Below are 24,795 nucleotides of genomic sequence, written 5' to 3' on the forward strand. Positions count from 1 at the left end.
GATAACATGATAATTAAAAAGATCAAATTAACCATCAAAAACCCAAAAATGGTATCATTTGTACAAGCGCTATTGCCTTACTTCCTGCTTAATGTGTTGAAAAAAGGGATGGGTTATTACCCTATTCTGGTAATAAGCACATTAGTAAGTTGTGTTTTTTCTAGTGAAAGTAATTTCGCACACAATGGCGTCACGGCGCACAGAGGTAATTCTGAAGACTTCCCGGAGAATACGATTCCGGCTTTCAAAAGTGCCCTTTCTCTTGGAGTCGACTGGATTGAGCTAGACATTTTCAAGACAAAAGATGGCCAAATTGTAGTGACTCACGACGCAAATACTAGCCGGGTTAGTGACACAGATCTTCAGATAGAAGAGAAAAGTTATGAAGCATTGAAATCAATAGATGTGGCCCATGATTTTAGAATACGAAAAAAACTTAGCTTGAAAGAATGCCCCCCTGAAAGTATGCCCTTGCTTTCTGAGATTATCCATTTGATAATGGAACAAAATAAGACGCGCTTATCGATTCAGCCAAAATCAAATTGTGTTAAGGAAGCCATTGATATAATCAAAAAACTTAATGCGGAAGCATGGGTTGGGTTTAATGATGGTAGCCTTTCGAAAATGAAGGAAGTGAAGAAAGAAGTAAACACAATTCCTGTGTTTTGGGATCGCCCAGCTGACTCGGATATTGATGAAGACATTAAAATTGCGTTAAAGGAAGGATTTGAATCCATTGTGATCAATCAGGTAGGAGTTACAAAGGCAAAAGTGGATAAAGTACACAAAGCCGGTATTGAGGCTGGGGCATGGACTGTTAATGACCCAGAAACCATGAAAACACTATTGGGCATGGGTGTTGATCGGATCTACACAGATGACCCAAGGGCTCTCTTTAAAATACTGGAGGAGAAGTAAGGCACTAGCACGGTCAAGCGCATTAAAAACATTTGAAAACAGAACAGCTGCTGAAAACATTCCTTTCAATAATATCATAAACGCCATTTTTTTTGATAGTAAAGCTTCTTCCCTATGAATTGGACGCCATTTGAATAGATCCCTGGATCAGTTTAAATAAGGCCAATCTTTTAAAAATTCCATACTAGGCTGTTATATTTCCAAAGTATCACCACTAATAAAGAAAAAGATACTTTGAGCCACGCGTTTTATACATCAAGAATTTTGCCTTATGCTGCCATCATTTCAAAGATGTGCAGACTATACACCAATTCTCAAGCTGACTTTGAGGACTACTATCAAGAGGTTTGCTTACAGATTTGGCGAAGTAGGGACAATTATCAGGGGAAATCTGAGTGGTCAACATGGGTTTACAGATTGTCCTTAAATGTCTGCCTTACACAACTAAAACAAGATCAAAAAACAAGAAAAGTCATCGTTACAGAACTACCACTAAATGAGTCGGTGGAAGATCAGCAGGTTTATAGTGACGAAGATTTAAATGAGCTATACGTTGCCATAAAAAAGCTTTCCGAAATAGATCGGACGATAATTCTACTTTACCTGGAGAAAAAACCTTACAAAGAAATCGCAACCATATTGGACTCCAATGCAAAAAACATAGCGGTAAGGGTGCAACGTATTAAGTCCAGGTTGAAAGATTTACTGGAGAACAAGATAGAAATATACAAATAACACAAAATCAAACAGCTATGAGTCAAACACTTGAAAAAATATGGGAAGATGGATTTTTAAATGAAAAATCATCCTTAACGCCAAAACTTAATGATTTTTACAATCGAAAATCCACCCTCTTGATAAATAAACTACTGAGGAGTTTCAAAGTGGAAGTGTGGATTTTAATTCCATTGGCATTTGCTCAATTCTTTTTAACCTTTTGCTGGACAATGACAACAGTGCTTTTTGGGGTGTTATGTGTGCACTTCCTTGCCTTCTCTGGTTTTATGTTGGCATTAAGCAAATAAAATCTTTGAAAATGATTAGTTACGGTGACAGCTGCTATGATTATTTAGTTGCTGTAAGAAAGAAATTGTATGAAATCACCAGCTTCAATAAAAACCTAGCAATATCAAGTGTAGCAATAATCTTTTTTCCCATGCTACTTTATACCTACTTTAATAATCAATCAAAGACCATAGGTGAAATATTTGGAATTGACGCGCTAAACTGGCCCAGCCTGACTTTGTTTTACTTTTGCCAATGATCGCCCTTCTTGCTTTGGCAATTTTTGAAATTGGTTTTAAACAAACAAACTATAGCAGAGATAAAAAAATCAACTTCTTAATAAAAGAAATGGAAGCGTTGAGAAGCTGAAAAGTGAATAGAAATGACCTAAATAGCAAGGTCTAAAAAGAAAGTACACCAATGAATAAAAAGCTACCTGAAGTACTCAGGTAGCTTTTTATAAAAAAAATCAATCAGGAATATTATACTCCAGCTTAACTTCTTCGAAATCTAAAAGATCTATATTGGCTATCCTGCTAGCCGACGCTGGCGTGCCGCCAGGTATGAAAACATATCTGTAGTCCCATGATTCAGAAGGTACCCCTGGATCATCAGTATTGTCTAAATTATATAAATTTATCATCATGAAGCCAATAGCAGCATCAAAGGCCATTACTTGATTAGTACTTATATTTATAGCCCTAGTAAGAGGCAGAGGATAAGCTTGTTTTGGACCTGCATTCCTTATGTAAACCATTATAATACCAGTATTCAAGATATTTTCGGTCAAATCAGCAGCTGATATCCTATACCTCCTTCGGTTTACATTAATATAAGAAATAGGTTGACTCCATAAATTACTTTCGAATGTTATCCAATCAGAATAAATCACATTAGCCGTACCTGTGTCACCCTGATCGCCTTGGTCTCCTTGGTCACCTTGAACACCCTGATCGCCCTGATCGCCCTGTTCACCTTGATCGCCCTGTAACCCTATACCATCTTCTCCTTGTGGTCCAGTTTCTCCGTCTTCAACACATGCAAATACCAAAAAAGGGAGCAATATCATAAGATACCAATGTTTACCTAAAATTCGTTTCATTTCGTTTTGTTAAAATTTTATTTGTTTATTTTTTTAACAACATCAATAAAATTTTACGGAACAAGAAATAACGAAATTTGTTTTAATAAATTAAAATTTTTATGAATAATTTACTGTTAATTCATATATTAATTACAAAAAGAACTAAAAGCGCTGAATAGAAAGGCTGCTAACTTTCGCTAATTTCACCAGCCTAATTTACGAGGCAATGGTTTTTGGAAGGATTTGCCTACCGCTTCAACAAACAAGGTAAATACAGGGAAAAAATCCTACAGGATGGCCTAATCCATTACTGATCAATCGCTAATCTCAAAAATTGGATTCTAGAATCGTTTAAATAAATAGTATGGGAATAAAATTGTTAAACTTCGATTTGAGGGGATTGATAAGTAAGGTAATGTAGTTAACTTGGGTCGAAGCAAATCCATGAAATATTTATTTTTCACCGACCTGAAAGAAATAGGAAATAGATTGCTCAGTAATCCCCCATTAAGGTTTTTATCCCTAATTATTAAGAGAATTAGGGATACACTGCCCTAACGGCATCGAGAGGTGGTATAGTCGAAAGAAAACCATTCCATATGAAAACTGAATAAACAACAATGAAGTTGTTTTCCATAATAACATCAAATTGAATAAAAATACGTGATGAATACAAAACCCAACCAACAATCGATTGTAATGCTCGGTGCCAGTGGTGCCGTTGGCACAGCCGCTTTAAACGCTCTTCTTTCTCTCAGTAATGTTTCGCAATTGACATTGCTAGGAAGAAAAGCCATTTCAGGCATAGCCGTTGATTTTGTACAACAACACATTATTAGCATCAGTGATGCCCATTCTTACCAGGAATTCTTATCTGGTCACAGCAGTGCCATTTGCACTTTAGGTGTAGGTGAACCTTCAAAAATAAGCAAAGAAGAATTTATAAAAATTGACAAAAAAGCGGTATTAGATTTTGCCATGGCATGCAAAAAGGCTGGGATTAAACATTTTGAGTTACTGGCATCAGTAGGAATACATCCAAAATCAAGGTCTTTTTATTTACGTATAAAAGGAGAATTGGTAGAAGCTTTAAAAGAATTGAATTTTGAAAGATTAAGCATATTTCAACCCTCTATGATTTTAACCCCCACTAATCGATATGGAGTTGCTCAAGCCATTACCTTGAAAGTTTGGCCACTTCTGAAACCCTTTTTTATAGGAGGTCTACGGAAATACCGTGGCATCCCAGTAGAGGTGCTAGGACAGGCAATGGCAAAAAACATTTTCAATAAGGGTAAAGGCTACGAAATGTTACAATGGGACCAGTTTTATTCGGTAATTAAATAAAACGAATATAAACCCTACTAAGCCCTGCCAGTAATCGAGTAAGTGTGGGGCTAAACCCTCAACATAAAACTCAGATGACTGTCTTAGGTAAAATTCAGGCACCGCCATCAACCCTACCAAGGACTGCTCTATACAAGATCAAAGTACGTTAAAACTACTTCCTTCTTGCCTTATAATCTAATCAAGATTTTCTTCATAATGATCCAAAGGAATTAATTTCAGAAACATTTACCATCCATTATTAAGAATAATTGAACTTAACAGTCATCCAGACACCAGGCCATCTACGATAATCCGGCGTTTTTTACTAATTTGCAGATTGAATTTTAAACCTAACTTAATTCAAGACGATTAGAACATGAAGTTTGATTTGAAAGCAGATGTATTGCCCCATTTTTTAGCGATTTCTTCCTTTTACCTAATCGTGGTTCTCTATTTTTCTCCAATTGTATTTGATGGAAAAATGATGTTCCAGTCAGATATCCTTCAATGGGAAGGTTCTGCCAAAGAGCTTTTAGATTATAGAGAAAGCACTGGTGAAGAAGCCTTATGGACCAACCGGATGTTTGGCGGAATGCCCGCTTACTTAATCCACCTCGCACCTAAAGGTGACATTACAAACACACTTATAAAGGTTCTAACGCTGGGACTTCCGCACCCTATAAGTGCCCTTTTCTTTGGAATGGTCTCGATGTACCTGTTACTGCTCTGTTTTAAAGTTCGTTCGGTTATTGCGCTGTTAGGCGCCTGGGCCTTTTCCTTCAACACCTTTAATTTCCTCAGCCTTGAAGCCGGACACAATGCCAAAATATGGGCAGTATGTATTGTCCCACTATTATTGGCCGGTGTTCACTTGGCTTTCACAAATAAAAAACTGCTTGGTGTAGTCCTTACCGGACTAGCAGTATTGCTTCAATTAAAATTCAATCACCTACAAATCACCTATTACACCCTATTATTGGTTATTGTTTATGGGATCGGCCAATTGGTAATTGCTTACAAGCAACAAAAGTTACCAGCTTTCGCCAAAGTTACCGGCATGTTGTTACTGGCTGCTGTAATAGGCGTGATGGGGCATGCGGCAAGATTAAGCTCTGTTTTGGAATATGGAAAGTATTCTATCCGGGGCGAGCGTAACCTTCCTGCAGTCAACCAAAATGACACCGGACTTGACAAGGATTATGCCTTTAATTGGTCCAATGGAAAGCTTGAAACCTTTACCCTTTTAATCCCAAACTATTTTGGAGGTGCTTCGCAAGATGCCATTCCTAAAAATTCAGCTTCTGAGAAAGCCCTTCGTGCAAATGGGGTGGACAATGCGCAGGTCAATCAATTCATCAATGGTGCTCCCACCTATTGGGGTGACCAACCATTTACCGGTGGTCCAATGTATGGGGGTGCTGTCATGATTTTCTTGTTCGTTTTAGGGATAATCTTTGCTCCTCCTTTGTATAGAAATGTTTTTCTGTCCATGACCCTATTGACCCTAATGCTATCCTGGGGAAAAAATCTGGCCTGGTTTAATTACACGGTTTTTGACTATTTCCCTGGATACAATAAGTTCAGGGCTGTTTCCATGGCATTGGGAATGACCCTATTTGTAATCCCTCTCTTTGGTGCCATCGGGCTTGAAAATGTTCTAAGCAAATCAGGGGAAAAAGGGACCAAAAAATCTTTTCTTATAGGGACTGGGATTACCCTGGGTTTGATAGTGCTTGGGATCATCTTCGCTTCCTGGGCAGGATACCAATCTTCTGCTCCTAATTCAGGATACCCTGACTGGCTGATGGCAGCTCTAAAATCAGATCGAAAAAGCATGCTTGTATCTGATGCGATGAGGTCTGGGATCTTTATTGTGATTTCTGCGGTGCTCATAGGGCTAGTCCTCTACAATAAATTAAAAATCAACTACGCAGTTATAGGCATTGGGGCATTGTTACTGATAGACCTTTGGGGAGTCAATAGCCGTTACCTGGATAAAGATAGCTTTTCTGATAACCCTAGCGAACAACATTTCGCAGCAACTCCTGCTGATAATAAAATAAGTGCTGACAAAGACTATTTCCGTGTATTGAACATCCAAAACCCCTTCAATGATGCCAGAACGAGCTATCGATTCAACAGCATAGGTGGTTACCATGGAGCCAAAATGAGCCGATACAATGACCTGATAGACAGAATACTTGGTACCGAAATCAACAACTTTGTAAAAAAAGCACAGGAAGGAAATTTTGATTATGAAGGCATTCAGACACTGAACATGCTGAATACCAAATACCTTATGGCTGGAAGGGCCGAAAACGCCGTTTTTCTAAACCCTGAAGCAAACGGACCAGCATGGTTTCCTGAGAGCATAGAAGGTACAAAGACAAATGAGGAGGAAATTGAAGCTTTGGCAAAAGTAAACACCAAATTGACAGCCACCTACAATGCCCAAGACAACGAAAATCAAAGCATAAGTACTGGTAAAGGCGATATTTCATTGAGCTCCTACTCCCCTGATGCATTGTCCTATAAAGTATCAGTAGAAAAATCCGGTCTGGCTGTTTTCTCCGAAATTTATTACCCTAAAGGCTGGAAAGCTTTTATAGATGGGCAAGAGACACCCATTTTACGTGTCAATTATTTATTGAGAGGACTTATGCTACCAGAAGGAGAACATCAGGTAGAGATGCGCTTTGAACCGACTGCTTATTATCGTTGGGAGTTACTTTCTGTGATCGTTCAATACTTAGTAGTCTTATCCTTATTATTTGCTGTTTTCAAAAATCTTATAATCAAACAAGATTCGACTATTTAAAGATGACAAAAGACGTTGCCCAATTTTATGACAAATTTGCCAACCAGCAAATCAAAACTGGTGTAAACTCAAGACACCTAAGCATTATTTCTAAATTGAAAAATGCAGGTTTAAAACCTCATCATAAGGTATTGGAGGTCGGTTGTGGGATAGGCACGGTAAGTCAACTTATTGCCAAAAACACTCCTAAGGGTGAAGTCCTGGCGGTGGACATTAGTCCAGAAAGTATCGCACAAGCAAAATCAATTTGGAAGGGTTTTGACAACCTCCACTTTGAGGTCTCTGACATGAAGGATTTCCAGAAAGCAGACACCTTATTTGATACCATTGTTTTCCCAGACGTATTGGAACATATACCTGTGGAGGATCACTTTGCTTTATTTGAGACCATTAAAAAACACAGTCATTCAGGCACTATTATTTTTATTCATATACCTTCCCCAAGATTTCTGGAATGGATGATCGCAAATGAACCGGAAAAACTTCAGGTAATAGATCAACCTTTGGATACCGGAGAACTGGTCAGCAAACTGTCGGCTAATGATTTTTACCTTGACAAAATGGAAACCTATGGTCTTTTTTACAAAGAGAAAGATTATCAGTATTTCGTATTTAAAAAGAAACAGGCCATTCAAACCACCAAACATAGGGACAAATGGTCTATTTTTAAGGAAAGACTATTGATCAAACTAAAACAAAAATTACCAACTTTTTAAATTTCAATTGACGAATAAATGATCCTCTATATCTCTCCTATTCCTACTGCTTTTATCCAAAGGGATATAGAGATGTTAAGCCCTACTTTTCGTATTGTTCACCTCAATTTCACAACAAACCCCTATTTACTACCTTTTTTTATAGTGTTTCAATTTCTTCAGCTGTTGGTATTGCTTCCGTTCACTAAAAAATACCTTTGCTTTTTTGCTGGCTACCATACCATTATCCCTGTCCTTCTCGGAAAGCTGTTCAGCAAAGAAGTAATAATAGAATGCGGAGGTACAGACGCCATGCACCTTCCCAAAATTGATTATGGCAACTACAGGAAAAAATGGCTTAAAAAAGCCACCGTATATAGTTTTAAAAACTGCTCACTAATCCTGCCCGTTTCCAATTCCTTGGTTAAATCAACCTACACCTATGATTCTGATTCTCCAAAAAAGCAGGGCTTGTTACACTTGATTCCGGATCTAAAGACCAAAATACAAGTTGTATACAATGGCTTTGATGACCAATTCTGGAGCGATGATCAAAGGAGAAAAACACCTTTCTCCTTTGTAACAGTAGCCACAGGAATTTCAAAAAAAAACCGGGCCTTGGTCAAGGGCATAGACCTTGTACTTGAAATGGCAAAAGCTTTCCCAAGCTATCTATTTACAATCATTGGAGATGAAAATTTTCAAACCACACTTCCAAATGTTACCGTGTTGCCTTCACTTGCCCAAAAAGACATTAGAGAGGTATACAGAAGCAATCAGTTTTATTTACAGCTTTCCTATTCAGAAGGTTTTCCAAACGCCCTCGCTGAAGCCATGCTATGTGGATGTGTTCCAATCGGGAGTGATGTGGGTGAAATTGCTAAAATCATTGGGGAAACCGGTTTTATTCTACCTAAAAAGGATTTCAAACTTTTACAGGACTTGGTTTCCAAACTAGATCAAATCGATTTAGAAACACTTCGAATAAATACGGCGCAAAGGATTAAGGAAAATTTCAATTATGCCCTGAGAAAAGAAAAGCTGATTGCGATTTTAAAATAATTTTGACGCCTGTATAAAAAAATAATCTCCAACTTTGAATGAAATATTCAAGTATTAAATTCAACTATTGATGGCAGGTGTTAAGCAAAGTGTACTTACAACCGTTTTTTCCTATCTGGGAGTCCTCGTAGGTTATGTCAATTTATTGTGGTTGTTTCCCTACGTACTTAGTCCATCGCAGATCGGTTTATTTAAAACTGTACAGGACATTGCTTTACTTTTAGTTCCATTCGCTCAATTGGGTATCGGTCATGGCATAACACGTTTCTTTCCCAGATTGAGGGGCAACGAATTTGCCTTCTTTAGTTTTAGCATGTTTATCGCTACCATAGGCTTTTTTTTGGTGGCCATACTTTTTTTATTTTCAAAAATCCTATCATTAATGCTTTTGCGGAGAAAGCCCCTGAGGTTAATAACTTCCTGATTGTTGCACTTTTGATTGCATTTTTCTCGCTAATCAATTCGCTTCTCGATGCATTTTGCAGATCATTTCTAAAAGTAGCCATCCCTTCATTGATTAGGGATGTATTCTTGAGGATTCTTATGGCTATGCTGGTTATCGGGTATTTCTTGTCATTTTACACCTTTAGCATCATGATTTGGGGCATGGGGGCAGTCTATATGTTGGCCATGCTTTCCATGGTTTTTTACATGAAAAGGGAAAAGATATTTAAAATTGATTTTAACTGGGAAGGGATTACCCAACCCTTTAAGAAGGAATTTTTACAATACAGTTTGATCACCCTCCTGGGCACCGCTGGAGCGCTGCTCATCATGAAAATTGACAGCATTATGGTGAGCTCAATGATAGGGCTGGATGCGAATGCGATCTATACCATTGGTTTTTCTATAGCGGTAGTCATAGAAATGCCCAGACGGGCGATATCTCAAGTGGCCATGCCTGTTATTTCTGAGATGTTTGCAGAAAATCAACTTGCGGGAATAAATGCGCTTTACAAAAAAATAGCAATCAACCAGCTATTAATTTGCCTGCTAATCTTCCTGATGATATGGATCAATATCGAAAACCTTTATCATTTTGTCCCCAATCGGGCCATTTATGAACAAGGAAAGTGGGTGGTTTTATTGATAGGTTTGGGTAAACTAACAGATGTTATTTTTTCAGTTAACGGAGAAATCATCGTCTTTTCAAAGTTTTATACCTTTAATATCACGGCTACACTTTTAATGAGTGCTGCGGTAATCATTTTCAACCTTGCTTTGATTCCACTATACGGAATTGAAGGTGCTGCTTTGGCATCTCTGATTGCCATGTTTTGTTATAACCTGGTGAAATTTATCTACATAAAAATAAGGTTAGGCTTCAATCCTTTCACACCCGGTGTGTTTTTCATACTTATCTCCGGAGGCCTTAGCTGGGCAGTTTCGTATTATTTGATCCCTACTTTTTCATCCGTTATTCCCGACATTCTAATTAGAAGTGGCATTGTTACGGCAGTTTACCTTCTGCTCGTACACTTATTAAAAGCCGCACCTGAAACAGAAACAATGATAATTCAAAAAGTAAAGCAAGTGCTCGCTATGATAAATAATCGTTGAGGACCAGGCTTAGGCAATTTAAAGTTATACCAAGAAAGAAATGCCTTGATTCCTACAGCCTTTGAAAACTACTTCTTTGCAATGTCATCGAGTAAAATCGCCAACTGCTGAGTAATGTTTTTTCTACTGTACTGTTGAATGTCTGCCTTTGCTATACCTTGGTTTTCCCCTTTAGCAAAATCACGAAGAAACTGAACCAAACCTTCTTCATCTTGATGAGCAAAAACTTTACCCGCCCCTGATGCATTAATAATAGAAGCCGAATCCCCCATCGGGTCCCCCAAGGCCAAAACCTCCCGACCAGTAGCCATGTACTCAAACAATTTCCCAGGAATATTACCTTTGGCATTTTTAGTATTGGTAAGAATCAAAAGCAATAGTTGGGCTTTTTCATAAAAGGAGAACACCTCACCATGAGAAACATAACCTGGCAATTCAACATGTGCATTGAACCAGCTGTCCTGGGCGACCAGTTTTTTCACACTTTCATTCACCCTCCCTACAAAAGTAAGCCTTACCTTGCCTGAAGTCTCCCCAAAAACAGTTTTTAAGGCCATTAAAAATGGAAAGGGATCTCTTATACCGTCAATCACTCCAGAATAAACAATCTCTAAAACAGAAGCTTTGTGATCCGGAGGAGCAAGCGAATCAGGAATATCTGCCGGATCATAACCATTTAATACTACCTGAACATTTTCAGCTCCTATCCCCTGCATTTCATTTTTAAAAGTAGGGGAAATGGTGACTAGACTGTCTGCTTCTTTAAACACGCTAGCTTCAAGCTTTTGGTGTTTCTTTCTGGCAAACTGGCTTAACTTAAGCGTATCCAAAAACTCCCAGTTTGACCAGGGATCACGAAAGTCTGCAAGCCAGGGAATACCTGTTTTTCTTTTCAGGTTTCTCCCGATCAGGTGCATGCTGTGGGGAGGACCAGTAGTGATGATGGCTTTAAAATCATTCTGTTCACAGATTTCCGACAAAAAATTAACTGCGGGTTTGATCCAAAATAGTCGTGGATCAGGAATTAATAAATTCCCTCTGAGCCACACGGCAAGTTGGTCGATTGCCCCTGGGTTTTTATACTCCAGAATGCTTGCAGTATCCTTTGGTTGCTGTTTTTTAAGTGACCTGAACAACTGATAGGGTTCCCAAATAGGAAACTTCAAAACCTCAGTATTCATATCTACTTCTTTCTCAAGTGAGCTATCTTGTAAAGCAAAATCAGGGTTTTCAGGAGTAAAAATCACCGGTTGCCAGCCAAATTCAGGAAGGTACTTGGAAAATTTCAGCCAGCGTTGAACGCCAGATCCAGCACTTGGTGGCCAGTAATAGGTAATAATCAGGACCCTTTTCATACAACAAAAAAATTCAAGCAGGAAGTGATAATCCTGCTTGAATGATAATAAATAATTATTCGCCTTGTGCCAATGAGAAACCTCTTTCCCCATCGAAGGTGTATAGGTTCTCTGTTTTTATAAAGTCAAAACCAAGATCACCCACTTGTTTAAGTATTTCTATGGTCTGGCCATGAGTAATGCTTTTATCATCCGCATCAAAAAACCTCACCCTCCAGTGGTCTGAACAAAATGTCTCTTTCATTCCATCTGGGTACACTCTCACACCTCTGTTGGTAACAAGTTGCATCTTTAATCCATCAGCATTGACCGACCTAAGTTTATCTCCCATCACGTTAGGGTCTCTGTCCCCCTCTTTCCAGTCAATAAACACATCCAATCCTATCAATACTTTTTCAGCAGCTTTTCGTGGTTTGATGGCGAGAGCTTTCTTTATCTCGGCTTCACTTCGCTCAGCTTTAGCAAAAACCGCTTTTTTCATGCTTTTAGGTTCTTTTCCCAATCTAGCGATCACCGCCTCAGCAAATTCCTTAGTACCTACTCTTTTGGTGCTTATGCCGTCTTGATAAATGTCTCCAGTATGAATGCCATCTTCAAGGGTAGCCATCCATGCATTGCTGATCTTTTGAGCCACTTCAGGCTGACCAATATGTACCAGCATCATGATTGCTCCATTTAACAAGCCAGAAGGGTTCGCAATGTCCATACCTGCTATGTCAGGTGCAGACCCGTGAATGGCTTCAAACATTGCCACGTCTTCTCCCACATTGGCTGATCCTCCAAGACCAACGGAACCCGTTACTTGCGCGGCTACGTCTGAAATAATGTCGCCATAAAGATTCAAGGTGACAATCACATCAAATATTTCTGGGCTGTCTGCAATTAGTGCAGTCGCTATATCTATAATCTTATGATCTGTTTCAATTTCTGGATACTCCTTGGCAACCTCATTAAACATCTGGTGAAAAATACCATCTGTCATTTTCATGATGTTGTCCTTGGTCATACAAGTGACTTTTTTCCGCTTGTTCATGCGGGCATATTCAAAAGCATACCTGACGATCTTCTCACTACCAGGTCTTGAGATCAACTTCAAACATTGAAATACCTCATCCGTCTGTCTGTGCTCTATGCCGGCATAAAGATCTTCTTCATTCTCCCTGATAATAACCAAATCCGTTTTAGGGAAATGCGTATGGATAAAAGGAGAATATGCCTTGCAAGGCCTTACGTTGGCGTAAAGTCCTAAAGTCTTACGTGTCGTTACATTCAGACTCTTAAACCCTCCTCCTTGGGGAGTTGTGATAGGGGATTTTAAAAATACTTTGGTCTCTCTAAGAGAGTCCCAAGCACTAGATGCTATCCCCGAACTTATCCCCTTTAAATATACCTGCTCACCTATTTCTATAATATCCGGTTCGATAGCTGCTCCTGCTGCTTCCAAAATTGACAAGGTTGCATTCATTATCTCCGGACCAATGCCGTCTCCAAATGCTACTGTAATTTTCTTTTTTTCGGTCATGTGGTAAGTGATTGAAATTTAAATATGTTTTTACCTTCAATACAAAAATAGAAAATATTGACATACAATCGATTCAACCTGAGAATTAATAGACATTTTGAATCTAAAAAAAGGCTAATTCGATCAATACCAATCCGTATACAAAAAAGAGCGCTCCTGGAAAAGGCGATAAACTACCAAACATATTTCGAAATCAATGGCTGGTCAGTCGTGAGATAACCCAAGTGAACATCCCAATTTCGATTTATTTAAATTACCATTTCGATTACTAAATGGTTTTCTCCTTATCTAAAATACAATTTTATAGCTTTTTTATGAAAAGTGACTTTTCCACTGATGTATGTTTTTTAGCCGAATCTTTTGTGATTGATCAGGCACCTCGTATATTTGGGCCTTAACATTGAAGAATTGGAATGGCTGAACAAAAAAATATTCTTTCAGAGACTAAAGACGGAATACTTTATCTTACCATCAGCAGAGAGACCAAACTCAACGCCTTAAATTTCAGCACCTTAGAAGAATTGAAAAACATTTTCAACGAGGTGAATGATAACAAATCCATAAGAGGCGTAATCATTACGGGTGCAGGAGAAAAGGCCTTTGTCGCTGGTGCTGATATCAATGAAATTTCAGAGCTCAACGAACTCAATGCAAGAAAGTTTGCTGAATTTGGTCAGGAAGTTTTTGATAATATTGAATCTTGTCATAAACCTGTAATCGCTGTAGTCAATGGCTATGCGCTGGGAGGGGGATGTGAATTGGCTATTGCCTGCCACATGAGAATTGCTACTTCTAATGCCAAATTTGGACAACCGGAAGTGAATTTAGGGATTATCCCTGGATATGGAGGCACCCAAAGGCTTACTAACCTTATCGGTAGAACAAAAGCCACGGAAATCCTGATGACTGGAGATATGCTAGACGTCAACGAAGCAAAATCTTTAGGGCTACTAAACCATGTAGAAGCCACAAAAGAAGATGCAATAGCCAAAGCAGAGGAGATTTTAAGGAAGATAATGAGCAAAGCGCCATTGTCCATCGGCATGATAGTCGACTGTGTCAATGCAGTTTTTGCTACCGACGAAAACGGGTATCAGATCGAGGCCAACAGCTTCGCAAGATGCGTTAAATCCGAAGATTATAGGGAAGGAACCAAAGCCTTTCTCGAAAAAAGGAAACCTAATTTTAAAGGGGAGTAATCCCCTTTTTTTATGGGCCTGTTAAAAAAATTAGCCGGGCAATCTGCCATCTACGGCATTAGTAGTATTCTCGGCAAATCGATCAATTTTTTGCTCGTCCCGTTGTACACGGGATATCTTCCAAAGGAAGAACTAGGTTCATTCACCATGCTTTATGCAATGATTGCATTTCTGAATGTAATCTTCACATTCGGCATGGAAACAACCTATTTTAGATTTTCCACTGGAAAAGGATTGGATCCAAAGGTTGTCTTTCAAAATGCACAATCATTGGTTGCCATAGTCGGTTTATCATTAGGTGCAACATTATTTCTATTTGCAAAAGACCTCAGTGTACTATTTGAATATGAAGGCAAGGCCCATTTGTTTCAATGGGCAGCCATGATTTTGACAATTGATGCTTTGATGGCGCTTCCATTTGCCAGGCTGAGACTCGAGGGAAGGTCTTTGACTTTTGCCCTTCTTAAGTTGGTAAACATCTTTCTGAATGTAGGTTTCAACATCCTCTTTATAGTAGTGGCCTACCATATAGTAGAAGGAGATATTCTTCAAGCCCTTAACCCTATTGTCTCCAAATGGTACAACCCAGATTGGGGAGTAGATTATATCTTATTGGCTAACCTACTGGCTAACTTGCTGATTTTACCAATCCTATGGAAACTGGCAGGCCAATGGAAATTCCAACTAAAGCGCACCATACTAAAACCCATGTGGGGTTATGCACTTCCATTATTATTTATGGGGCTGGCCGGTGTCACAAATGAAGTTTTTTCCAGGGGATTATTTGAATATGCGCTTCCTGAAGGCTTTTATCCTGAATTAACTTCCAGAGAGGCTGGAGGAGTATTTGGTGCCAATTTCAAGTTGGCTATATTAATGAGCCTAATCATTCAGGCATTTAAATATGCCGCTGAGCCTTTCTTCTTCCAACAATCTGAAAACAAAAACAACCCGCTTTTATTTGCCAGGGTAATGCATTGGTTCATTATCTTTTGCACTTTGCTGATGGTGGCAGTAACCGTTAATTTAAAATTGATTGGCGCATTGTTTTTCCAGGATGAGGGTTATGCACCCGCACTCCCCATGGTTCCACTTCTTTTGATGGGATATTTACTCCTAGGAATATATTACAACCTAAGCATTTGGTTTAAAATCACCGACCAAACACGTTATAGTTTTTATATTACTTTAGTAGGGGCAATCGTTACAGTGGTAATCATTTTAACACTGGTTCCCGTTTGGGGTTATATAGGTGGAGCCTTGAGTACTTTGGGAAGTTACTTGGTCATGGTATTGTTGTGTTATTTCATTGGGCAAAAATATTACCCCATCCCCTATCAAACAAAAAAAGACATCAGCTACCTGCTCATTGCTTTCCTATTAAGTTATGCAGGATTTCTTTTGGATACAGGATCCATGCTGGTAAATTTTATGCTGCATTCTGGCATCATATTATTGTACAGTGGACTCATTTTCCTGATGGAAAAAAAGGAACTATCTTCGTTTTACAAATCTATCACCAAAAAGTAGCATGAAAATTAACGTCATCAATAAATCAAAGCATCCTTTGCCTGCTTACCAAACCAAACTATCAGCAGGACTGGACCTTACCGCAGAAATAACGGAACCTATTCAATTAAACCCTCTGGAGAGGAAACTAATAGGAACTGGCCTGTATATAGCATTACCTGAAGGTTTTGAAGCTCAAATAAGGCCAAGAAGTGGATTGGCATTTAAGCATGGTGTTACAGTACTCAACAGCCCTGGCACGATAGATGCGGATTACCGAGGAGAAATAAAAGTATTGTTGGTGAATAATTCTGACACTACCTTTACTGTTCAGGATGGTGAACGAATTGCACAGATGGTAATTGCCAGATATGAACAGATAGAATGGAGTCCCCAAGAAGCACTTTCTGAAACCGAAAGAGGAGCTGGTGGCTACGGAAGCACTGGTAAATAATTTAAAAAATTAAGCCACAAACTTTTTTATTTGCGTTAGCTATCAGATGAACCAAAAGCAAGGGTTAATTGTATATTTGAAAGTAATCTGTAAATCATTATCCCTGACGGATGTTCGCAATCCTTTTGGGTACAAATAGCGTAGCAAATCACACTTTAGTCAAAATGAAGGTTTAGGTAATTTAATAGCTATAAACCTATAGCATGCATAAACATGAATAAATTGAATATTAATTTTTTTATCTGGTTTTTCACTTTAATACTCCTGATGGGAACTTCCCAAGAGGATGCTTTTGCTCAAAACAAAATGAGCAGAAAAGAACGAAAAGCCAAAGAAAAAGAGCAAATGGCCAGCAGGCTATTTATTGAGGGACAAAAAAACCTCATGCTGGAAGATTATGAGAAAGCCTATTTTTATTTTATAAAGGCCCTGGAATACGATGAAGAAGAAAGCGCCATTCATTTCAAACTCTCACAAATGATGGTTCGCGCCAAGCAATACGACAAAGCATTAAGCTACGGTAAAAGAGCTCTTGAGTTAGATCCTGACAATAAATACTACCATTTACAGATAGCTGAAATATACAATAACCAAAACAAAACGTTGGAAGCAGCAGGAGTTCTTGAAAACCTGATGGCTAAAGACGGGAACAACAGGCAATATATATTGGACCTGGCTTCCATGTATTTAAAACTTCAAGATTTCGATAAAGCGCTGGAAGCGTTAAATAAAGCTGAGGAATATTTCGGTGTAGTAGAGCAACTTACAGCTCAAAAACAACGCATTTACCTGAAGGAAAACAACTTAGAAATGGCCATAAAAGAGGGTGAAAAGCTTATAGAGGCGCACCCTGGTAATTCAAGATTTGTGCTCTCTTTGGTAGATGTACTTTTCAACAATAACAAAGCCAATCAGGCTATGGAACTGGTCTTAAATACGCTGACTGCATATCCCAACCAGCCAGATGTAAAAATGGCGGCATACAAACTGTACAAGGAAAGGAGCGAATTTGAACAAGCAAACAAATACCTGAAAGAGGCCTTTTCGAATCCAGATTTAGAGGGAGATGTCAAGGCTGAAGCATTTTCAGCGCTATTGACACAAATCCAAAATTCTGCCCGAGACCAATTACTTGATAGTCTTTCCAAACCAATGGAAGCTTTCCATCTTAATAATCCAAATACCCTAATCGCTCTGGGGGACTGGAAATTGCAGTTAAAAGATTACAGTGAAGCCATTGATTTTTACACTAGTGCAGCTAAAATTGATCCAACAAACGAGAAATTGTTTCAGCAATTGATACCTTTGATGTTTGAAAACCAGGTACCATTTGATGAAATAGCTGAAATGGCTACCATGGCAACGGAGAATTTCCATGAAACTCCTGAGTTTTGGTTTTACCTGGGTACTGCTCAATCTGCAAACAAGGAAAATGAAGCTGCTAAGAAGTCGCTTGAAGAATCTTTAAAGCTCAACAATAATACGAATCCACAGCTGACTTTAATGGCAAATTCGCAATTAGGAGATGTGCTTTTTGGCTTGGAAGAAAAGGATAGGGCTTTTGAGATATACGACGAAGTTTTAGCTCAAAATGCCAATAATGAACATATACTGAATAATTATGCCTACTTTCTTTCTTTAGAAAAAAAAGACCTTGAAAAAGCATATAACATGTCGCTAAAATTGGTAAAAAAGTTTCCCAATAATGCGACTTATCTAGACACACATGCTTGGGTTTTATTTCAACAGAATAAATTTGAGGAAGCCAGACCATTTATGGAAAAGGCTTTAGAAATAGAAACAGAGCCTAGTGGAGTGATGTTTGAGCATTATGGAGACATCATGTTCAAAATTGGGGAGAAAAAGGTGGCAATGGACTACTGGAAAAAGGCCATGGCTTTGGAGGATACATCAGAATTTTTGACACTTAAAATCAAAAATAAAACATACTATGAGTAAAGCTAAATTATTGACCTACCTCCTTGGAGTAGTGATGCTTTGGTCTTGTGCAAGAAAACCCATGTCTTATACTACCGATAAGGCAATGGATGAGTTTCAGCCTAATTATCTTGAATTTAATTACTTGTCCGCGAAAGGAAGAATAACTTTAGAAGAACAGGATGGTAAAATCACTAAAGGGGTACTCAACTTAAGAGCAAAAAAAGACAGTGTTATTTGGTTTAACATGTCTCCTGGGCTAGGAATAGAAGCCCTGAGAGGGTATATCAGTACCGATAGGATAAAGATTCGAGACCGCATAAACGGTCAAAAAATCGACATGGATTACGCTGAATTTCAAAAGAAATACGGGGTACCTTTGTCCTTTTCTTTATTCCAGAATTTACTTTTCGCTAACTTACCCCACGAATTCAGTTACAGAGACAGGCTGATCAGGGTAGGGAAAACTTTTGTTTTGAAGCAGGAACGGGAAAACATCACCTATGAAACCTCCATAGACGCCGGACATGGTAAGGTAACCCAACTCAAGAGTATCGCTTCACAAACCAGGAGTGGGAGTCTGGAAGGGTCCTATATGGACTTTCGAGATGTTTCCAAGCAGCCATTCCCTTATCAGGCCATTATTAAAATGGTGTTGAGCTTACCAGAAAGGCCAAAAAGCAATTTTTTCTTAAATGTAGAGATGATCAAAGTAGAACTAACGGATGACCCACTTAATTTCCCATACAATTTTTAGCCAATTCAGCCGAGCTAGGGTTTTATGTCTGATCCTATTTTTGATTTTAGGATTGAGTTCAACTTCTGTTCTGACGGCACAAATTACGGCAGACAGGGCTAAGTTAGAGAAGGAAAAATCTGCCATTCAAAAAAGACTGAGGGAATTTGATCTCGTTTTGAGAAAAACTACTGATGAAAAAAAAGTTTCTGTAAGCGAGCTGAGGGCGGTTAATCAAAAACTCCAGGAAAGGGAAAAATACATCGCAACCATCAACAAGGAGCTCCAACTTGTAAACAAAGAAATAAAAGAAACCTCCACTCAAATAAAAAAGCTGAGTGATGAACTAAGCTTACTCAAGGAGGAATATGCCCAAATGGTATACACCTCATACAAATTAAATCAAGGGGTAAATCTAATCACTTTCATTTTTTCTTCTGCTACCTTTAAGCAGTTCTATATGCGGCTAAAATACCTGAAGCAATACAGTGATGCGCGAAAAAAACAGGTGGAACAAATGGAAAAGGTAAGTATAGAGTTGGCTGGAAAACAGGAAGCTTTAGAGGTACAAAAACAAGAACAAATAGCTGTGCTCACCCAAGAGCAAGAACAGAAAAAAGCATTGGATCAGCTCAAAACGGAGCAACAAAGAATGGTCAATACCTTAAGCCAAAAAGAAGAGGAAGTAAGAAAAGAAATAGCGGCTACAAAAAAACAGCAGGCAGAACTCAATAAGCTGATTAAAAATGTAATTGCTGAAGAAATCAGACTTGCCAAAGCCGCAGAAAAAGCTACCGAAACACCAAAAGCTGAAGGTCCAAAAACCAAAAATCTTCCAAATACGCCACAGGTAAAAAAACTATCCGCCTCATTCGCTAGTAATAAGGGAAATATACCCTGGCCAGTAGAGAGTGGATTCATATCAAAAAAATACGGCACTTATCCCCACCCCACCTTAAAAGGAATTTCTGAAACCAATGATGGCATAGACATTCAAACCACTAATAACGCTCCAGTCAAATCCGTCTTTCCAGGCACAGTAACCAAGATCACCACTGTACCCGGAATGGGAGGCACTATTATCATCAAACATGGCGAATTTTACACCATGTATAGCAGGCTAAAAACCATTGATGTAAAATCTGGTGAAGAGGTTCAATCCGAAACAATCATTGGCCACGTATATTCAGATGAAGATGGATATTCTGAACTTCATTTTCAAACGTGGAAAGGCCTGGAAGTAATGAACCCCAGCATTTGGCTTTCTAGTAAATAATCACTAAATTTTAATATATTTACAAAAAATTAAATACAACATGCTTTAAATCCTTTGCGTTAATAAAGCACTATCATATATTTGTAATAATTTCAAAATCAAAATAATCGAATCATGAATACATTGGGTTTTATACAAAATATCGGAGGAGGATCATTAGTGGTCATCGTACTGGTAGTTATCCTTCTTTTTGGAGCAAAAAGAATACCTGAATTGGCTAGAGGACTAGGCAGAGGTATCAGAGAATTTAAAGACGCAACCAAAGAGATTCAGGACGATTTGGAAGAAGGTCTAAAAGACGACAACAAGAAAGCAAAAAAATAACACGTTGGAAAAATTTCGTTCATTCGATGAGATAAGAAAATCGCTAGAAAAAAGGAAACGGATTGTAAAGCGATTGTCAAATACTACCTAAGCAACATTGAAACGAAGGCGCAATTAAACGCCTTCGTTGAAGTTTATAGCCAATCTGCTTTAGAGCAGGCAGCAGCTATTGACGAAAAATTAGCTTCTGGAAAGGCTGGGAAACTAGCAGGAATGGTAATAGGTATCAAGGATGTTTTATGCTATAATGAGCATGAAGCAAACGCCTCCAGTAAAATTCTGGAAGGTTTTGAATCCCAATTCACCGGTACTGCTGTTCAGCGTTTAATAGATCAGGATGCCATCATTATAGGAAGGCTTAACTGCGATGAATTTGGTATGGGATCCTCCAATGAGAACTCTGTTCACGGGAAGGTGCTTAATGCCATTGACGAAAGCAGGGTTCCTGGTGGATCATCTGGTGGATCTGCGGTAGCCGTACAGGCAAATCTTTGTACTGTTTCTTTAGGAACAGACACAGGTGGATCTGTTAGGCAGCCAGCGGCTTTCACTGGTGTAATTGGTCTTAAACCTACTTATTCCAGGATTTCCAGATATGGACTGATCGCCTACGCATCGTCATTTGACACTATAGGCGTTTTCTCAAACAATATCACAGATAATGCCTTGGTTTTAGAAACAATGGCAGGACCTGATGATTTTGATAGCACTTCTTCAAGGAAGCCTGTCCCCTCTTACAGCAAACTTTTGCATTTCGATAAACCTGCAAAAATTGCTTACCTGAAGGAGACTGTCTACTCTGAAGCCCTACAGCCTGAGATTAAAGCCAATACGCTAAATGTTTTGGAGAAGTTAAAGGAAGAAGGTCATGTTGTGGAGGAAATTAACTTCCCTTTGTTGGACTATGTACTTCCCACTTACTATATCCTTACTACAGCTGAAGCAAGTTCAAACCTATCAAGATTTGACGGGGTCAAGTATGGCTATAGAACGCCAAATGCCCACAATCTAGAAAGCATGTACAAGCTTACCAGGTCAGAAGGCTTTGGAGATGAAGTAAAACGTAGAATAATGCTCGGTACTTTTGTTTTGAGCGCCAGTTATTATGATGCTTATTTCACAAAAGCCCAAAAGGTAAGACGGCTAATAAAGGATTTTACGGAAGACTTATTGACCAAGTATGATTATATTGTTCTTCCAACAACCCCAAGTACGGCGTTTAAATTTGGAGAACATTCTAATGATCCAGTGGCCATGTATCTAGAGGATATGTTTACGGTACAGGCATCTGTTTCGGGTGTTCCATCCATTTCTATACCTAATGGAAAGGACAATAATGGATTGCCTATAGGACTTCAAATCATGGCCAATTCTTTTAAAGAAGCTGAGTTATATGCTTTTGCCAATTATCTAACAGCAGCAGCATTTAATAAATAAAATATGAGGTTAAAATCATTCTATATTCTAGTAGTGACTTTACTATTGTCCATTCCAATTTGGAATGTGGCAATAGCTCAGGAAAATGCAATGAATGTCTCAATCAATCCAATGGGAGAAGAGACCATCATGCCTTTTTATGACTACGAGCATATACCGGATTTTACCTATGAAGAAGTAGAAAAGCGTATCGCAGAAATGGATACCGATATGCCTTTTGAATTAAATGAAACTATTTTTGCCTTCATTGATTATTTCACGGTAAGAAATAGAGATTACACCCGCATGGTCCTTGAAAGACAGGACATGTACTTCCCTATGTTTGATACTTATCTTTCGGCGCACAATATGCCTGAAGACATCAAGTACCTTTCCATAATTGAATCTGGCCTGAATCCTAAGGCCAAATCTCGTGTAGGAGCAATGGGACTTTGGCAATTTATGCCTGCAACAGGGAAAGAGTTTAAACTGTATTACAACAGTCATGTGGACGACAGGCTTGATCCAGAACTTTCTACTGAAGCAGCCATTCGCTATCTTAAAGCACTTAACAGAAGGTACGACAATTGGGAGTTAGCACTTGCTGCTTATAATTGTGGTCCTGGAAATGTGAACAAGGCCATTCGTCGCTCCGGAGGAAAAAGAACATTTTGGGAAATTTACAGGTTTTTGCCTCGTGAAACACGAAGCTATATACCGCAATTTCAAGCCATCATGTATGTATTGAGATATGCTGAGGAGCACAATCTAATATTGGAAGAACCCTCCTACCCTGTCGCCTATGAGAAGGTAGATATGGGAAATGGATATACCCTGGAAAACCTGGCCAAACATACAGGGCTTTGCATTGAGGACCTTGAATATTTGAACCCTTCTTTGTTAAAGAGTAAAGTTCCTAATTTTGGCAAAGCGTTAAGTATTAATGTACCCAAGGCAGGACACAAATTCATCACCGACAATCAAGGCTGGATTAAAGATTCATTAAAAATCGAAACGGAGAGGTTCCTAGCTGAATTGCCCGAAAGAGAACCAGTAAAACCACTTCATAGTGCTACTTACAGAGTTAGAAGTGGTGATGTACTGGGCAAAATAGCCGCAAGGTATGGCGTTTCAGTAAATCAACTCAAATCCTGGAATGGTTTGTATTCTAATACAATCAAAATAGGTCAGGTACTTCATATCCACCAAGACAAAGACAACTTCGAGAAAAATCTCGCTTCAACACAAACCATCTCTACGAACAACAACGGAGGCAAATTGTACACAGTCCAACCCGGGGACTCGCTTTGGTTAATTTCAAAAAAACTGGAAGGTGTGACTATTGATCAGCTTAAAAAACTAAATAACCTGAACAATAATCAAATAAAACCAGGTCAAAAATTAATCATAGGATAGTTTTCAAACTAATTTGTTAATTGTTTTTTAAGTTGTCATAAATATCCCTAAATTAGGCTTGAACAAAAATAAACGAACCATTATGAGTTTAAGATTTTGCATTATAGCCTTATTTTCAGCTCTGATTTTTGCCGGTTGTGAAAGCAATACTGGAGCAAATTCAGATAGCAACAAGCCTAAAGCAAGGGGTACTCTAGGAGAAATCATACTAGTAATTGATTCAACAAAATATGCTGGTCCTGTTGGAGATGCCCTTAAAAATGTTTTCGAATCCAATATCGAAGGCATCATTCGTGAGGAGTCCATGTTTTACATGAGAAAGGTGGACCCTAGAAAAATGACAAGAATATTGAAGATGGCTTCTAACATTATATTTGTCACCACGTTTGATGATAGAAGTGGTGGAAGTAGAACTATCGCCAATCAATTTACGCCTGAGTCCATCGAAAAAAGCAAGGCTGATTCTTCCATATTTATGCTCAGAAATCAAAATGAGTTTGCCGTTGGTCAGGAAGTCCTGTATTTATTTGGTGAAAATGAGCCAGAGCTTATCAAAAATATTGAAGCCAACAAACAAGCATTACAAAACCTCTTTTCCAATAAAGAAAAAGAGATTTTAAGTGCTGCACTTTTTAGTCGTAAAAATGGCGAAGTCTCTGAGATGGCGAAGGGTAAATTCGGTGTTGAGCTCAGTCTCCCCGCATCCTATCAATTCGTAAAAGAGGAGGAGAACTTTATTTGGTGTAGGCAACCTACCCCTAGAATAGACAAACCAGATATAAGTGTGTTCTTTTATCAGACTGCTTATGAAGACGAATCTCAGGTTTTTCCAGAAAACATTATTAAGTTGAGGGACGAAATTACCAGAAACACAATTTTTGGAGATCCTGAACAACCTGAATCCTTTGTGGTCACTGAAAAACAGCAACCTCCAATTTTCAGAAACATTAGAATTGATGGACAGTATTCCACAGAAATGCGTGGATCCTGGAAAACAAACAACTTGTCAATGGGTGGCTCATTTTTATCCTATACTGTGGTAGATGAAGAAAAAGGAATGATTTTCTATATGGAAGGATTCGTCTATTACCCGAATGAGGCACATAGAGCTTCTTTAAGAGAGATTGAGACCATTCTTCAAGCTACCAAGTTCAATTTGGCAAAAGAATAAATTTCATA

The 24,795-nt window shown here is 38.6% G+C and carries 20 protein-coding genes and 1 pseudogene; 18 read left to right on the forward strand and 3 right to left on the reverse strand.

Annotated features, from left to right (window positions below):
• The first annotated feature begins 48 nt into the window (after positions 1 to 48).
• The 3 genes from ADICYQ_RS12650 (at position 49) to ADICYQ_RS27140 (ending at position 1,943) form a co-directional block, all read left to right on the forward strand.
• The gene (locus ADICYQ_RS12650) at positions 49 to 918 is read left to right on the forward strand and encodes a glycerophosphodiester phosphodiesterase (protein ID WP_161625600.1); all 870 of its coding nucleotides are present in this window, start codon (positions 49 to 51) and stop codon (positions 916 to 918) included.
• A gap of 291 nt (positions 919 to 1,209) precedes the next feature.
• Complete coding sequence (locus ADICYQ_RS12655; RefSeq protein WP_020888814.1) at positions 1,210 to 1,653, forward strand: RNA polymerase sigma factor; 444 nt, start codon at positions 1,210 to 1,212, stop codon at positions 1,651 to 1,653.
• A 17-nt stretch (positions 1,654 to 1,670) separates the two neighbouring features.
• A complete protein-coding gene (locus ADICYQ_RS27140) occupies positions 1,671 to 1,943 on the forward strand; it encodes a hypothetical protein (RefSeq protein ID WP_020888815.1) in 273 nt (90 codons plus the stop codon).
• A gap of 449 nt (positions 1,944 to 2,392) precedes the next feature.
• Here ADICYQ_RS27140 and ADICYQ_RS27725 read toward each other — a convergent pair whose 3' ends face one another.
• Positions 2,393 to 3,025: a phage tail fiber protein gene (locus tag ADICYQ_RS27725; protein WP_020888818.1), complete on the reverse strand. Its 633-nt coding sequence runs from the start codon at positions 3,023 to 3,025 to the stop codon at positions 2,393 to 2,395.
• 648 nt (positions 3,026 to 3,673) lie between these two features.
• On the opposite strand from ADICYQ_RS27725, the gene ADICYQ_RS12670 reads away from it, so the two are divergent.
• The 5 genes from ADICYQ_RS12670 (at position 3,674) to ADICYQ_RS12690 (ending at position 10,471) form a co-directional block, all read left to right on the forward strand.
• Positions 3,674 to 4,354, forward strand: coding sequence for a Rossmann-fold NAD(P)-binding domain-containing protein (locus ADICYQ_RS12670; protein ID WP_020888819.1), 681 nt, complete (start codon positions 3,674 to 3,676; stop codon positions 4,352 to 4,354).
• A 358-nt stretch (positions 4,355 to 4,712) separates the two neighbouring features.
• Positions 4,713 to 7,154, forward strand: coding sequence for a YfhO family protein (locus ADICYQ_RS12675; RefSeq protein WP_020888820.1), 2,442 nt, complete (start codon positions 4,713 to 4,715; stop codon positions 7,152 to 7,154).
• A gap of 2 nt (positions 7,155 to 7,156) precedes the next feature.
• Positions 7,157 to 7,870: a class I SAM-dependent methyltransferase gene (locus ADICYQ_RS12680; protein ID WP_020888821.1), complete on the forward strand. Its 714-nt coding sequence runs from the start codon at positions 7,157 to 7,159 to the stop codon at positions 7,868 to 7,870.
• Positions 7,871 to 7,888: 18 nt separating this feature from the next.
• Positions 7,889 to 8,911, forward strand: coding sequence for a glycosyltransferase family 4 protein (locus tag ADICYQ_RS12685; RefSeq protein WP_040416080.1), 1,023 nt, complete (start codon positions 7,889 to 7,891; stop codon positions 8,909 to 8,911).
• Between the two features lie 435 nt (positions 8,912 to 9,346).
• Positions 9,347 to 10,471 (forward strand): oligosaccharide flippase family protein, encoded by a 1,125-nt coding sequence (locus ADICYQ_RS12690; RefSeq protein WP_235114612.1) that lies wholly within the window; start codon positions 9,347 to 9,349, stop codon positions 10,469 to 10,471.
• 68 nt (positions 10,472 to 10,539) lie between these two features.
• Here the strand turns inward: ADICYQ_RS12690 and ADICYQ_RS12695 are convergent, their stop codons facing one another.
• Positions 10,540 to 11,826 (reverse strand): glycosyltransferase family 4 protein, encoded by a 1,287-nt coding sequence (locus ADICYQ_RS12695; RefSeq protein ID WP_020888826.1) that lies wholly within the window; start codon positions 11,824 to 11,826, stop codon positions 10,540 to 10,542.
• A 55-nt stretch (positions 11,827 to 11,881) separates the two neighbouring features.
• Positions 11,882 to 13,348, reverse strand: coding sequence for an NADP-dependent isocitrate dehydrogenase (locus tag ADICYQ_RS12700; RefSeq protein WP_020888827.1), 1,467 nt, complete (start codon positions 13,346 to 13,348; stop codon positions 11,882 to 11,884).
• Between the two features lie 413 nt (positions 13,349 to 13,761).
• Here ADICYQ_RS12700 and ADICYQ_RS12705 point away from each other — a divergent pair, with 413 nt between their 5' ends.
• The 10 genes and pseudogenes from ADICYQ_RS12705 (at position 13,762) to ADICYQ_RS12750 (ending at position 24,787) form a co-directional block, all read left to right on the forward strand.
• Positions 13,762 to 14,547 (forward strand): enoyl-CoA hydratase/isomerase family protein, encoded by a 786-nt coding sequence (locus ADICYQ_RS12705; protein WP_020888828.1) that lies wholly within the window; start codon positions 13,762 to 13,764, stop codon positions 14,545 to 14,547.
• 12 nt (positions 14,548 to 14,559) lie between these two features.
• Positions 14,560 to 16,077, forward strand: coding sequence for a polysaccharide biosynthesis C-terminal domain-containing protein (locus tag ADICYQ_RS12710; RefSeq protein WP_020888829.1), 1,518 nt, complete (start codon positions 14,560 to 14,562; stop codon positions 16,075 to 16,077).
• A gap of 1 nt (position 16,078) precedes the next feature.
• Positions 16,079 to 16,510, forward strand: a complete 432-nt coding sequence (gene dut / locus ADICYQ_RS12715; RefSeq protein ID WP_020888830.1) for a dUTP diphosphatase — start codon at positions 16,079 to 16,081, stop codon at positions 16,508 to 16,510.
• A gap of 213 nt (positions 16,511 to 16,723) precedes the next feature.
• Complete coding sequence (locus ADICYQ_RS12720) at positions 16,724 to 18,469, forward strand: tetratricopeptide repeat protein (RefSeq protein WP_040416084.1); 1,746 nt, start codon at positions 16,724 to 16,726, stop codon at positions 18,467 to 18,469.
• Entirely contained in the window at positions 18,462 to 19,205 is a 744-nt protein-coding gene (gene lolB1, locus ADICYQ_RS12725; protein ID WP_020888832.1) for a lipoprotein insertase outer membrane protein LolB1, read from the forward strand. Before ADICYQ_RS12720 ends, lolB1 begins: the two co-directional genes overlap by 8 nt.
• 52 nt (positions 19,206 to 19,257) lie before the next feature.
• The gene (locus ADICYQ_RS12730) at positions 19,258 to 20,460 is read left to right on the forward strand and encodes a murein hydrolase activator EnvC family protein (RefSeq protein WP_235114613.1); all 1,203 of its coding nucleotides are present in this window, start codon (positions 19,258 to 19,260) and stop codon (positions 20,458 to 20,460) included.
• Between the two features lie 114 nt (positions 20,461 to 20,574).
• Positions 20,575 to 20,784 (forward strand): Sec-independent protein translocase subunit TatA/TatB, encoded by a 210-nt coding sequence (locus ADICYQ_RS12735; protein WP_020888834.1) that lies wholly within the window; start codon positions 20,575 to 20,577, stop codon positions 20,782 to 20,784.
• Positions 20,785 to 20,788: 4 nt separating this feature from the next.
• Positions 20,789 to 22,221, forward strand: a pseudogene (gene gatA, locus ADICYQ_RS12740) (Asp-tRNA(Asn)/Glu-tRNA(Gln) amidotransferase subunit GatA).
• A 3-nt stretch (positions 22,222 to 22,224) separates the two neighbouring features.
• Entirely contained in the window at positions 22,225 to 23,616 is a 1,392-nt protein-coding gene (locus ADICYQ_RS12745) for a lytic transglycosylase domain-containing protein (protein ID WP_020888836.1), read from the forward strand.
• 82 nt (positions 23,617 to 23,698) lie between these two features.
• Positions 23,699 to 24,787, forward strand: a complete 1,089-nt coding sequence (locus ADICYQ_RS12750; protein WP_020888837.1) for a DUF4837 family protein — start codon at positions 23,699 to 23,701, stop codon at positions 24,785 to 24,787.
• The last annotated feature ends 8 nt before the right edge of the window (positions 24,788 to 24,795 follow it).

It is taken from the genome of Cyclobacterium qasimii M12-11B, assembly GCF_000427295.1.
GTDB lineage: Bacteria > Bacteroidota > Bacteroidia > Cytophagales > Cyclobacteriaceae > Cyclobacterium > Cyclobacterium qasimii.

What these genes read in the sequence shown, in the direction of transcription:
- ADICYQ_RS12650 (WP_161625600.1), top strand. Translation starts at nt 49, where the DNA reads ATGGTATCATTTGTACAAGCGCTATTGCCTTACTTCCTGCTTAATGTG.
- ADICYQ_RS12655 (WP_020888814.1), top strand. Translation starts at nt 1,210, where the DNA reads ATGTGCAGACTATACACCAATTCTCAAGCTGACTTTGAGGACTACTAT.
- ADICYQ_RS27140 (WP_020888815.1), top strand. Translation starts at nt 1,671, where the DNA reads ATGAGTCAAACACTTGAAAAAATATGGGAAGATGGATTTTTAAATGAA.
- ADICYQ_RS27725 (WP_020888818.1), bottom strand. Translation starts at nt 3,025, where the DNA reads ATGAAACGAATTTTAGGTAAACATTGGTATCTTATGATATTGCTCCCT.
- ADICYQ_RS12670 (WP_020888819.1), top strand. Translation starts at nt 3,674, where the DNA reads ATGAATACAAAACCCAACCAACAATCGATTGTAATGCTCGGTGCCAGT.
- ADICYQ_RS12675 (WP_020888820.1), top strand. Translation starts at nt 4,713, where the DNA reads ATGAAGTTTGATTTGAAAGCAGATGTATTGCCCCATTTTTTAGCGATT.
- ADICYQ_RS12680 (WP_020888821.1), top strand. Translation starts at nt 7,157, where the DNA reads ATGACAAAAGACGTTGCCCAATTTTATGACAAATTTGCCAACCAGCAA.
- ADICYQ_RS12685 (WP_040416080.1), top strand. Translation starts at nt 7,889, where the DNA reads ATGATCCTCTATATCTCTCCTATTCCTACTGCTTTTATCCAAAGGGAT.
- ADICYQ_RS12695 (WP_020888826.1), bottom strand. Translation starts at nt 11,826, where the DNA reads ATGAAAAGGGTCCTGATTATTACCTATTACTGGCCACCAAGTGCTGGA.
- ADICYQ_RS12700 (WP_020888827.1), bottom strand. Translation starts at nt 13,348, where the DNA reads ATGACCGAAAAAAAGAAAATTACAGTAGCATTTGGAGACGGCATTGGT.
- ADICYQ_RS12705 (WP_020888828.1), top strand. Translation starts at nt 13,762, where the DNA reads ATGGCTGAACAAAAAAATATTCTTTCAGAGACTAAAGACGGAATACTT.
- ADICYQ_RS12710 (WP_020888829.1), top strand. Translation starts at nt 14,560, where the DNA reads ATGGGCCTGTTAAAAAAATTAGCCGGGCAATCTGCCATCTACGGCATT.
- dut (WP_020888830.1), top strand. Translation starts at nt 16,079, where the DNA reads ATGAAAATTAACGTCATCAATAAATCAAAGCATCCTTTGCCTGCTTAC.
- ADICYQ_RS12720 (WP_040416084.1), top strand. Translation starts at nt 16,724, where the DNA reads ATGAATAAATTGAATATTAATTTTTTTATCTGGTTTTTCACTTTAATA.
- lolB1 (WP_020888832.1), top strand. Translation starts at nt 18,462, where the DNA reads ATGAGTAAAGCTAAATTATTGACCTACCTCCTTGGAGTAGTGATGCTT.
- ADICYQ_RS12735 (WP_020888834.1), top strand. Translation starts at nt 20,575, where the DNA reads ATGAATACATTGGGTTTTATACAAAATATCGGAGGAGGATCATTAGTG.
- ADICYQ_RS12745 (WP_020888836.1), top strand. Translation starts at nt 22,225, where the DNA reads ATGAGGTTAAAATCATTCTATATTCTAGTAGTGACTTTACTATTGTCC.
- ADICYQ_RS12750 (WP_020888837.1), top strand. Translation starts at nt 23,699, where the DNA reads ATGAGTTTAAGATTTTGCATTATAGCCTTATTTTCAGCTCTGATTTTT.